10 protein-coding genes are annotated in these 10,795 nt (G+C 65.0%); 5 read left to right on the forward strand and 5 right to left on the reverse strand.

Going from position 1 to position 10,795, the window contains the following annotated elements; translation table 11 throughout:
• Positions 1-85 precede the first annotated feature (85 nt).
• The 5 genes from BST27_RS09080 to infC form a co-directional block, all read right to left on the reverse strand.
• A complete protein-coding gene (locus BST27_RS09080) occupies positions 86-1,003 on the reverse strand; it encodes a PE family protein (RefSeq protein ID WP_079219516.1) in 918 nt (305 codons plus the stop codon).
• 123 nt (positions 1,004-1,126) lie between these two features.
• Entirely contained in the window at positions 1,127-1,912 is a 786-nt protein-coding gene (locus tag BST27_RS09085) for a TrmH family RNA methyltransferase (RefSeq protein ID WP_069417144.1), read from the reverse strand.
• A gap of 19 nt (positions 1,913-1,931) precedes the next feature.
• Complete coding sequence (gene rplT, locus BST27_RS09090) at positions 1,932-2,321, reverse strand: 50S ribosomal protein L20 (protein ID WP_069417143.1); 390 nt, start codon at positions 2,319-2,321, stop codon at positions 1,932-1,934.
• A gap of 83 nt (positions 2,322-2,404) precedes the next feature.
• Positions 2,405-2,599 (reverse strand): 50S ribosomal protein L35, encoded by a 195-nt coding sequence (rpmI, locus tag BST27_RS09095; RefSeq protein WP_069417142.1) that lies wholly within the window; start codon positions 2,597-2,599, stop codon positions 2,405-2,407.
• A gap of 36 nt (positions 2,600-2,635) precedes the next feature.
• Positions 2,636-3,226, reverse strand: a complete 591-nt coding sequence (gene infC / locus BST27_RS09100) for a translation initiation factor IF-3 (RefSeq protein ID WP_079219521.1) — start codon at positions 3,224-3,226, stop codon at positions 2,636-2,638.
• A gap of 479 nt (positions 3,227-3,705) precedes the next feature.
• Between infC and lysX the strand changes: the two genes are divergently transcribed.
• From lysX to BST27_RS09125, 5 genes are all read left to right on the forward strand, one after another.
• Positions 3,706-7,017 (forward strand): bifunctional lysylphosphatidylglycerol synthetase/lysine--tRNA ligase LysX, encoded by a 3,312-nt coding sequence (gene lysX, locus BST27_RS09105; RefSeq protein WP_197518048.1) that lies wholly within the window; start codon positions 3,706-3,708, stop codon positions 7,015-7,017.
• A gap of 51 nt (positions 7,018-7,068) precedes the next feature.
• Positions 7,069-7,509 (forward strand): DUF6653 family protein, encoded by a 441-nt coding sequence (locus BST27_RS09110; protein WP_346242998.1) that lies wholly within the window; start codon positions 7,069-7,071, stop codon positions 7,507-7,509.
• 9 nt (positions 7,510-7,518) lie between these two features.
• Positions 7,519-7,797, forward strand: a complete 279-nt coding sequence (locus BST27_RS09115) for a hypothetical protein (RefSeq protein ID WP_069417139.1) — start codon at positions 7,519-7,521, stop codon at positions 7,795-7,797.
• Positions 7,790-9,550, forward strand: a complete 1,761-nt coding sequence (locus BST27_RS09120; protein WP_069417138.1) for a serine/threonine-protein kinase PknH/PknJ — start codon at positions 7,790-7,792, stop codon at positions 9,548-9,550. Before BST27_RS09115 ends, BST27_RS09120 begins: the two co-directional genes overlap by 8 nt.
• A 124-nt stretch (positions 9,551-9,674) precedes the next feature.
• Positions 9,675-10,757 (forward strand): winged helix DNA-binding domain-containing protein, encoded by a 1,083-nt coding sequence (locus BST27_RS09125; protein WP_232007118.1) that lies wholly within the window; start codon positions 9,675-9,677, stop codon positions 10,755-10,757.
• Positions 10,758-10,795 lie beyond the last annotated feature (38 nt).

The raw sequence follows: 10,795 nt of genomic DNA on the forward strand, positions 1-10,795 counted from the left end.
GAAATCTCGACCCACACACCCAAGGGCTTCAGCCCACGGCATCCGGCCTACAACTGGGCGGTGAAGACGTCGCAGAAATCGGCAGTCAACCCGCAGATCCGCTAGCCCTGGAAGGCGGAGTTGCCACTGGGTAGGTCATCAGTGAGCCGCTGTCGTCGGTGCTGGGGCAACCCTGCATGGACAACATCACCGGCGCAGGAGGCATGGCGAAACCGCCAAACGGAGGGTGCATGCTGACGGTTGGCCCGTCAGAGTCTGCGAACGACCCAATCGGCCGCTCGACCGTGTCGGTGCCGTCGGCTGCGTTGCCCAGGAAATCACCGCTGCCCAACGCGGAAGAAAATTCGCTGACACCATCGAGTAGGGAGAACCCCCCGGTGAACATTGATCCCCCTGCGGCGACAAGTAGCCGGAATCGAGGTGAAAGTTGGTTGCTTCCACCAGTGACACCAATTGTCGCCTCTGTCTCACCGGCGGGGGCAAAGCCAGTTATCGACCACGACGCGTCCCCGAAGGGAGTGGTCGCAGATATGAGCACACTCACCGGTCCGGTGCCGTCGTCGGCGGACGCGGTTACCTTCCGCACCACCTCGAGTCGGCCGAAGGGAGTATCTAAATAACTAACTTCAGTCATGGCGGCTACCGGTGCTACGCCGCCAAGTCCGGACAGCGGATTGCCGAGCAACGCCCGAGCTTGCCCGTCGATTGCCACCAGCCTTTGCTGCGGGTTGGCGACCTCGATATGCAGGCCCGCGCCACCGCTCAGCATCTTCACGAACTCGGTGTGAAAAGCCGACGCCTTTGCGTTCACCGCGGAAAATTCGTCAACGTGCGAAGCGAAGAGCGCCGTGATCGCTACAGAAACGTCGTCGGCTGCGGGCGGCGTAATCGCGGCTGCTTGGTGCACCGCCGAAACGCTCGCCCCCCGGAGCGCGGACCCGAGATCTTCCAAAGTAGCCCTGGCCGCGGCCAGAGCCTCAGGTCCCACCGGGAATGATGACATGGCCTTCCCCCTGCAGAAGAGCGGTCGCTATTAGGCGAGAGCCGAATAGTAGCAACCAGCGATATTGCCAGAGACGACTTCTCAGATCTTTTCGGGCAGGGGTAGAGATCGCAGGGTCAGACGTCAGCCTCGGGACTCGATCCGCATCGCCCGGGCGCTTTGATACAGGCAGATCGCCGCGGCGGCGGCGACGTTCAGGCTCTCGGCATTACCGGCCATCGGGATGTGCACGCGGTGATCGGCCTTGGCACCGATATCGGCCGGCAGACCGTGCGCTTCGGGTCCGAACAGCCACGCGGTCGGCGGGGCGAGGTCGGCTTCATCCAACGACATCTCACCGTCCAAGGTGGTGGCCAGCACCTGCAGACCCGCCCCCTGCAGGGCCGTCACCGCGACGTAGGTGTCGGGGACAACGACGACCGGGATCGTGAAGATGCTGCCCGTCGACGCTCGCAGACACTTTCCGTTGTAGGGATCGACGCTGTGCCCGGCCAGGACTACGGCAGCCGCGCCCATGGCGTCCGCGATGCGGATCAATGTGCCCGCATTACCCGGTTCGTTGATCTCGACGGCCACCGCGACGAGGTGAGGTGAGCCCCTCAGCACATCGTCGAGGCCGGTCGACGGCATCTCGCAGACAGCTACCAACCCGGACGGGGTCACCGTGTCGGACAACGCTTTGGCCGCCCGCTCGGTCACCAGATGCGTCGGCGCCTGCTGCACCGCGAGCAAGGATCGGTACCGCTCCGATGCCGCCTCGGTGACGAACACATCCCGAACCAGGCCGCACGCAGCGGCGGCTTCGACCAGGTTAGGACCCTCCGCGAGGAACGTTCCGCTGCGCCGCCGGCCGACGTGACGATGCAATTTGACCGCCGCGACCACCCGGCCGGAGCGTTCGGTGAGCACCGCGGGCCCGGTCGCCGAGTTAGGCAGCCTCTCCGGACGGGGCGTTGACGTCCTCGGGCAGTGCAGCCCGTGCGACGTCGACGAGCGCAGTGAACGCCGCCGGGTCGCTGATCGCAATGTCGGCGAGGTTCTTGCGGTCCACTTCCACCCCGGCGGCCTTGAGGCCCTGGATCAGGCGGTTGTAGGTGATGTCGTTGGCACGCGCGGCGGCGTTGATTCGCGAGATCCACAGCTTGCGGAACTCGCCCTTGCGTGCGCGACGGTCGCGGTAGGCGTAGTTGAGCGAATGCAGTTGCTGCTCTTTGGCTTTGCGGTAGAGCCGGGATCGCTGACCGCGGTAGCCTTTGGAAGCCTTCAGGATCGAGCGCCGCTTCTTGTGGGCGTTTACTGCCCGCTTTACGCGTGCCATGGACTAGTTCCTATTCTTCGTTCGTACGTCGATGGTCGGGGTGCCGACCGGTCTTTCAATACCGGGCTTTACAGCGGCGCTGGTCAGCCGTTCAGCAGCGCTTTGACGCGCTTGGTGTCGTTGGCCGCCACTGTCGTTCGGCCGTCCAGTCGCCGGGTGCGCTTGGAGGGCTTGTGCTCTAACAGGTGCCGACGGTTGGCCTTCTGCCGGACGATCTTGCCGGTTCCGGTGCGCCGGAACCGCTTGGAGGCTCCGCTATGGGTCTTGGCCTTGGGCATATTTCCTCGTTCTCTCAGTTCTTCGTTCGGTGCAGGTCAGTTGGCCGTCGGCTTCGTTTCGCCGGCCGGTTTCGCCCCAGCTTCACCCTCGTGCCGCGCCTTGGCGCGAGTCTTCGCGCCGCGATGCGGTGCCAGCACCATCGTCATGTTGCGTCCGTCCTGCTTGGCCGACGTCTCGACGAATCCGTATTCGGCGACGTCTGCACCAAGGCGTTGCAGGAGTCGGTAACCCAACTCCGGCCGCGACTGCTCCCGGCCGCGAAACATGATGGTGACCTTGACCTTCGAACCCGCTTCTAGGAAGCGGACGACGTGGCCCTTCTTGGTCTCGTAGTCATGATCGTCGATCTTGGGACGCAGCTTTTGTTCCTTGACGACGGTCTGCTGCTGGTTCCTGCGGGATTCGCGCGCTTTCTGAGCCGCCTCGTACTTGTATTTGCCGTAGTCCATGATCTTGCAGACCGGTGGTCTGGCGTTCGGCGCAACTTCGACAAGGTCGAGATCGGCGTCCGCGGCAACGCGGAGTGCGTCTTCGATACGCACTATGCCTACCTGCTCTCCCCCTGGGCCGATCAAACGGACTTCAGGTACGCGAATGCGCTCGTTGACGCGGGTCTCAGTGCTGATGGGGCCTCCCTTGTTGGCTGATGTTTCGGCGCAACCAGAGCCTGAATCCAACCGGGGCAGCGGGAGAGACACCCAACCGTGAGCAAAAAAGCCCTGCACAAGCAGGGCCCAATGCCGACCGATCGTGCCTTGAAGTGCTCAGGGCACCTGCGCCACGCGCAGAACAGGCATTTCACTATGCCTGTGACCGGACCGTTTCGCCGTGAAAATCTTCGTGGCTAACGGTGGGAGTGGGACTCCACTTAACTGTCCCTGGCTTTCGCCGGGATGGTCGCAGGAGTCAGTTTAACAGCCATAACTCCCAAATCGGGCATCGCTCCGCCTCCGGCAGCGCCCCGGGCGCCACAGAGCCGCGCGGATTCCGTCCACAAACCCGCTGTGAACCTGCCATAAACCTGCCGTGCGGCGCCCCCTTGCCGGGATTTTCCTGGGTTAAGCGAATATCCTCGCGGTCTGTGACACTTGCAAAGCCTCGCTCGATGCCGAGCAGGGCCACCTCCCGGTTTTACTGGGTCCCGGCCGCCGCGGGCTGGGTGGTCGGAGTCATCGCGACCTTGTCGCTGCTGGCAAGCGTCTCGCCGCTGATCCGGTGGCTCATCAAGGTGCCGCGGGAATTCATCAACAGCTACCTGTTCAACTTTCCCGATACCAGTTTCGCGTGGTCGTTCGTGCTGGCATTGCTGGCCGGGGCGCTGGCGGCTCGTAAGCGGATTGCCTGGCTGGTGCTGCTAGGCAACATGATCCTTGGTGCGGCTCTGAACATCGCCGATATCGCCGCCGGCGATAACACACCAGCCGAGAATTTCGGCGAGAACCTCGGAGCGGCCTTCCATGTGGCGGGCAGCATTGTGCTGATCCTCAGCTACCGGCAATTCTGGGCGAAGGTTCGCCGCGGCGCGCTGTTCAAGGCCGCCGGTGTCCTCCTAGTGGGCGGCGCCATCGGGATCTTGGTGTCGTGGGGCCTGGTCGAGCTCTTCCCGGGATCCCTTGCCCCGTCGGACCGGTTGCCGTACGTCGCCGACCGGGTGATCGGATTCGCCATCGCCGATCCCGAGCTGTTCACCGGCAAGCCGCACGTTTTCCTCAATGCTGTCTTCGGATTGTTCGGCGCATTCGCTCTCATCGCCGCGGCGATCGTGCTGTTCCAATCCCAGCGCGCCGACAACGCACTGACCGGTGAGGACGAATCGGCTATCCGCGGATTGCTCGAGCTGTACGGAAAAGACGACTCTCTGGGCTATTTCGCGACCCGGCGTGACAAGTCCGTCGTGTTCGCCCCCAGCGGTCGTGCCGCCGTCACCTACCGCGTCGAAATCGGTGTGTGTCTGGCCAGCGGCGACCCCGTCGGCGATCCCAGAGCGTGGCGCCAGGCGGTCGACGCATGGCTGGAGCTGTGCCAGACCTACGGTTGGTCACCCGGCGTGATGGGAGCCAGTTCACGAGGCGCCCAGGTTTATCGCGAAGCGGGCCTGAACGCACTGGAATTAGGCGACGAGGCGATCCTGCGACCCGCCGAATTCAAGCTGTCGGGTCCCGACATGCGGGCGGTGCGCCAAGCCGTGACACGTGCCCGCAGAGCGGGTCTGACGGTGCGCATCCGTCGGCACCGCGACATTTCCGAGGAGGAAATGTCGCAAACCATCGAACGTGCTGATACCTGGCGCGACACCGAATCCGAGCGCGGCTTCTCGATGGCACTGGGTCGGCTGGGTGACCCGGCCGATTCCGACTGCCTGCTAGTGGAGGCGGTCACGCCCGACAACCAGGTCGTGGCGTTGCTCTCGCTGGTGCCGTGGGGGAACACGGGTGTGTCCCTCGATGTCATGCGCCGATCCCCGCAATCACCCAACGGCACCATCGAGCTGATGGTCAGCGAACTCGTCCTGCACGCCGAAAACCTTGGTATCAGCCGTATCTCGCTGAACTTCGCGGTGTTCCGGGCCGCGTTCGAGCAGGGTGCGCAGCTGGGAGCCGGTCCGATCGCCCGGTTGTGGCGGGGGCTGCTGGTGTTCTTCTCACGTTGGTGGCAGCTGGAAACGCTGTATCGCTCCAACCAGAAGTATCAGCCCGAATGGGTGCCCCGCTACGCCTGTTACGACGACGCGCGGTTGATGCCCAAGGTGGGTGTCGCCTCGGTGATCGCCGAAGGCTTCCTGGTCTTGCCGTTCAGTCGACGCAACAAAGTGCATACCGGCCACCATTCCGCGGTGCCCGAACGTCTAGTGGCCACCGGCCTCCTGCATGCCGACGGTTCGGCGCCGGATGTGAGTGGGCTGCAGCAGGACGAACCGGCTACGCACGACGGGAACGGGCGTCGCCTGCCCGAACAGGTGCGGGTCCGTATGGCGAAGCTGAAGAAGCTGCGCGACAACGGTATTGACGCATATCCCGTTGGCCGGCCACCAAGTCACACGGTTGCGCAGGCAATGGACGCCGACGACCAGGCAACCATTTCGGTGTCCGGCCGCATCCTGCGGATCCGCAATTACGGTGGCGTCCTGTTCGCGCACCTGCGGGACTGGACGCGCGAAATGCAACTGTTGCTGGATAACTCGCAGCTCGAGCAGGGACGTGCCGCGGACTTCAACAAGGCCATCGATCTCGGCGACCTGGTGGAAGTGACCGGGCACATGGGCTCGAGCAAGGCCGGGACCCGTTCGTTGATCGTGACGAACTGGCGCTTGATCGGTAAGTGTCTGCGGCCCCTACCAAACAAGTGGAAAGGGCTGACCGACCCCGAGGCCCGGGTGCGGACCCGCTACGTCGATCTCGCGGTCAACGCCGAGTCCCGATCGCTGATCACCGCCCGCAGTGCCGTCCTGCGCTCCGTGCGAGACACGTTGTTTGCCAAGGGCTTCGTCGAGGTCGAAACGCCGATCCTGCAGCAGATCCACGGCGGAGCCACGGCCCGGCCGTTCATCACCCACATCAATGCCTATGACATGGACCTGTTCCTGCGCATCGCGCCGGAGCTGTACCTGAAGCGGCTGTGCGTCGGCGGTGTGGAACGGGTCTTCGAGTTGGGGCGCGCCTTCCGTAACGAGGGCGTCGACTTCAGCCACAATCCGGAATTCACCCTCCTCGAGGCCTACCAGGCTCACGCCGACTACCGGGTGTGGGTGGACGGTTGCCGCGAGCTCATTCAAAACGCGGCCGAGGCGGCGAACGGCGCACCCATCGTGATGCGACCGAAGACTCGCGATGATTCCAACACCGACGGCGGTCTCGAACCGGTCGATATCTCGGGCGTCTGGCCGGTGAAGACGGTCCACGACGCGGTTTCCGAAGCCCTCGGTGAGCACATCGACGCCGAGACCAGCCTGGCGACCCTGCGCAAGCTCTCCGACTCGGCACGCATCCCCTATCGGGAGCAATGGGACGCCGGCGCGATCGTGCTGGAACTGTACGAGCACTTGGTCGAGGACCGGACCGAGTATCCGACGTTCTACATCGATTTCCCCACCTCGGTGTCCCCGCTGACACGCCCGCATCGGAAGAACCCGGGGGTGGCCGAGCGGTGGGATCTGGTGGCCTGGGGTGTGGAACTCGGCACCGCCTACAGCGAACTCACCGACCCGGTCGAACAGCGACGCCGCCTGCATGAGCAATCCCTGCTGGCAGCCGGTGGAGACCCCGAGGCGATGCAGCTCGACGAGGATTTCCTGCAGGCAATGGAGTACGCGATGCCGCCCACCGGAGGCCTGGGCATGGGGATCGACCGGGTCGTCATGCTGATCACCGGACGCAGCATCCGCGAGACGCTGCCGTTCCCGTTGGCGAAGCCGCATTAGCTGTTCCCTCAGTCGGCCTGGGCGTGCGGCCCGTCGAACTAAGGTGGTGCCGTGCGGCCGGTTGCTCGGGTCCGCAGGGCCATGTTCGCGCGCCACTGCCATCCTTGGAGCGCCTGGACGCGCTGGGCGAGCACCCCGCTGACGTTGGTTCCGGTATGGACCCGGCGGCCGAGCCATGCGGTGTGGGTCGGACTATGGCTGGCGCTGAACCCGTTCGTCTTCGGCAAGCCTTCCGACGAGAACAGTTGGGCCACCCGCGCCATGCTCGGCGAAGAACGCTGGATCATTCAGAGGCCCAAGGATGCGGCGATGCTTGTCAGCATTCTGACCTCGGCAATTTCGCTGTGTGGGCTGGTTGCCGCTCGCCGTCGAAGACTCTGGCCTGCCGTCATCGCGACGGCACTGCAGATGGCGCTGACGATGGTGTACTGGGCCCTGATGGTGCGCTATTTCGAGCGCACGCGGCAACGGAGTGACGCGCGGCCAAAGTAACGTGGCGGCATGCCCGACGAACAGAAGACTCCCCTTCCGGCGCGGCAGGCCACACCGCCCGCAGTGCCTGACCCGGCGCCTGACCCGAGTTACGACGAGAGCGGTGTTCCGACGTTCGAATCGGTCCGCGAGAAGATCGAGAACCGGTACACGACGGCTCTGGGAGCGAGTGAACTCGCCGCCGAGACCGCCGAGGGCCGCGCGGTCGAGGAGCAGTACGAGGAGCGTCAGCGCGCTGCGGCAGAGCGCCTGGCGCAGATCCGCGAGGCCATGCGCACCGATGAGTGACACGGTGCCGACCTCGCGGGCCGGCACCCAGTTCGGGCCCTACCGCCTGTTGCGGCTACTGGGACGCGGTGGGATGGGCGAGGTCTACGAAGCGCACGACACCGTAAAGGACCGCACCGTCGCCCTCAAACTCATGTCCCAGGAGTTGAACTCCGACGAAGCATTCCGTCGCCGCATGCGACGCGAGGCGCACACCGCCGGCCGCCTGCAGGAACCCCACGTGGTGCCGATCCACGACTTCGGTGAGATCGACGGCCAACTGTTCATCGACATGCGCTTCATCGAAGGCACCGACCTGAGCGCTTTGTTGCGCCGTGAGGAATCGTTGTCCCCGCCCCGCGCGGTTGCCATCATCAGCCAGATTGCCGAGGCGCTCGATGCCGCTCACCGCGCCGGGGTGGTCCACCGCGACATCAAGCCGGAGAACATCCTGATCACCGGCAACGACTTTGCGTACCTCGTCGACTTCGGAATCGCCGCGGCCGCCACCGATCAACACCTCACCAAGACCGGCCACGCCGTGGGCAGCTGGAGCTACATGGCGCCCGAACGGTTCGGCGACGACGAAGTCACCTACCGCTCCGACATTTACGGCCTGGCGTGCGTGCTGTACGAATGCCTCACCGGCACAACGCCTTACCCGAGCCAAAACCTGAGCACGCTGGTCGGCGCGCATCTCAACAAGCCGATTCCGCGGCCAAGTCTGCAACGACAGGGCATTCCGACGGCTTTCGACGAGGTCATCGCCCGGGGCATGGCCAAGGACCCGGGCCAGCGCCATGCAACGGCAGGAGAACTGGCGCGTGCCGCCCAGGACGCCCTCAGCGCTCCCGACCGCGACCGTGCCACCACCATCATCGCGGACAGTGAGCGATTCCCGCCGCCACCGCAGTCGGGCCCGATGCTGCCGTCCAGCCCGCTGCCGTCGGGTCCGATGCCGTCCGGCCCCTGGACACCCGGGCCGCCGCCACCCTGGCACTCTCCCCCTGCCCGGAAGTCCAGGCGCGGTCCGTGGCTCATCGTGAGCGCGGTCGCGGCGGTGATCGTCCTCGTCGTCGGGACCACGCTGTGGTTGGTGCTGGACAAGAGCGACGCTGGGCGGTCCATCGGCGCGACCACAACCACCGCCACGCGGTCCCCGTCGGCCAGCACAAGTACCGCGCCAGCAACCGCGCCGACGGTGACCGCCGCACAACTGGAATCGTTCCTGCTCAGCGCGCGACAGATCGACATCACCGTCGGCACCACCGGCTTCGTCGTCGACCACAACGTCACCGAAATGACGGACCGCAGCCCGCAAAACAGCTTGTCCGACGAGAAGTGCCTCGGAGCGCTCATCGGCTTTCAGACTCCGACCTATAAGAGCAGCGGTTACACGGGGATGTTTGCGCAGTTGCTGAAGGTGCCGAACGCCGACCCGGGTCGCGTCGTGGTCCAAGGGGCGGTGCTCTTCACATCCGCCGACCAGGCCAATGCGTTCATCGCCGCGCAAGCGGAATCGTGGCGATACTGCGCCGGAAAAACCGTGACCCAGGTCAACAACGGCAAGTCCACAACCTGGACCTTCCGCGAGCTGAGCGGAAATCCGCCCAATATCGCCCTGCAGCGGACGTTGGCCGACAGTCCGGTGGTATGCCAGCACAACCTGGCCGCAGTTTCCAACGTCGTCTTCGACGTCAACGTCTGCGGTCCCGGGACAAACAATGAAGCCAGGCTGATCGCCAACCAAATGGGCACGAAGGTGCCGCGTTGATGCGCGGCCCGTCAGAAAGTCTTTCGTGAGGCCGCGGCGATTCACCGTTGAGGAGCGGCGTAACCGCCTGGCGCGCAGGCACTTTCTCGCTGAAACCGGACCTGTCGCTCAAGTCATGGCCGGACTGGTCGGACTGCACGCGACCGACCCCGCAACTCCATACCTGTCGCTGTGGGCGCGATGCGGGGACTTCGCAACCACTCACCTGGAGCAGGAGCTCTACAAGAATCGTTCCGCGGTAAAGCATCTGGCGATGCGTCGGACCCTGTGGCTGGTCAACACCGATGACCTGGCGATGGTTCAGGCGGCGGCCGCCGACCGGGTTGCCGACAACGAACGTCGTCGGCTGGTCGCCGACGTGGTGAAGGCAGGGCTGACCACCGATGGCGAACAGTGGCTGGAGCGGGCCTGCGCGGTGGTGTTGCGTCACCTGAGTGGGCACGGGCCGGCCAGCAGCACCGAACTGCGGGCGGCGCTGCCCGAACTGGCCGGCACTTATGATCCCGCCCCCGGAAAGCGTTGGGGCGGCGCGACTCCGATCGCGCCGCGGGTGCTGACGGTGCTTTCGGCGCGGGGCGACATCGTGCGGGGGCCCAATGACGGAACCTGGACCACGTCGCGGCCACGCTGGGTCGCGACCGCCGACTGGCTCGGCGCGCTGGATGCGCCGGCCGACGCTCAAGCCGAATTGATTCGTCGGTGGTTGCGCACCTTTGGGCCCGCGACCGTCGCCGACGTCAAGTGGTGGTTCGGCACGACGTTGACCGTTGTCCGAAAGGCCTTGTCCGCCATCGGCGCGGTGGAGGTCGATCTGGACGGCAATCCTGGCTATGTGCTGCCGGACGACCTGGAGTCAGAACCGGACGCGCCGCCGTGGGGCATGCTGCTGCCGGGGCTGGACGCCACGACAATGGGCTGGTTTGACCGCGATTGGTATGTCGGCGAACACCGCGCTCAGGTCTTCGACAGCAACGGCAATGCCGGTCCCACCGCCTGGTGGAACGGCCGCATCGTGGGCGGCTGGACCCAGGACGACGATGCTCGGGTGCGGTTGCAGCTCCTGGAAGACCCTGGCCGCGACGGGCGACGTGCCCTGCAGCGACGTGCCGACGAGCTGACGTCGTGGCTGGACGGTGTCCGGATCAAGCCACGTTTCCCGTCGCCATTGGCCAAATCCTTGGGTGGATACGGGCCTTTTTGCGATTGACACTGCGTCTAGGGCGGAAAAGTACGAGAAGACACCGC

It is taken from the genome of Mycobacterium intermedium, assembly GCF_002086275.1.
Classification (GTDB): Bacteria; Actinomycetota; Actinomycetes; order Mycobacteriales; family Mycobacteriaceae; genus Mycobacterium; species Mycobacterium intermedium.

What these genes read in the sequence shown, in the direction of transcription:
- BST27_RS09080 (WP_079219516.1), bottom strand. Translation starts at nt 1,003, where the DNA reads ATGTCATCATTCCCGGTGGGACCTGAGGCTCTGGCCGCGGCCAGGGCT.
- BST27_RS09115 (WP_069417139.1), top strand. Translation starts at nt 7,519, where the DNA reads ATGCCCGACGAACAGAAGACTCCCCTTCCGGCGCGGCAGGCCACACCG.
- BST27_RS09120 (WP_069417138.1), top strand. Translation starts at nt 7,790, where the DNA reads ATGAGTGACACGGTGCCGACCTCGCGGGCCGGCACCCAGTTCGGGCCC.
- rplT (WP_069417143.1), bottom strand. Translation starts at nt 2,321, where the DNA reads ATGGCACGCGTAAAGCGGGCAGTAAACGCCCACAAGAAGCGGCGCTCG.
- rpmI (WP_069417142.1), bottom strand. Translation starts at nt 2,599, where the DNA reads ATGCCCAAGGCCAAGACCCATAGCGGAGCCTCCAAGCGGTTCCGGCGC.
- lysX (WP_197518048.1), top strand. Translation starts at nt 3,706, where the DNA reads ATGCCGAGCAGGGCCACCTCCCGGTTTTACTGGGTCCCGGCCGCCGCG.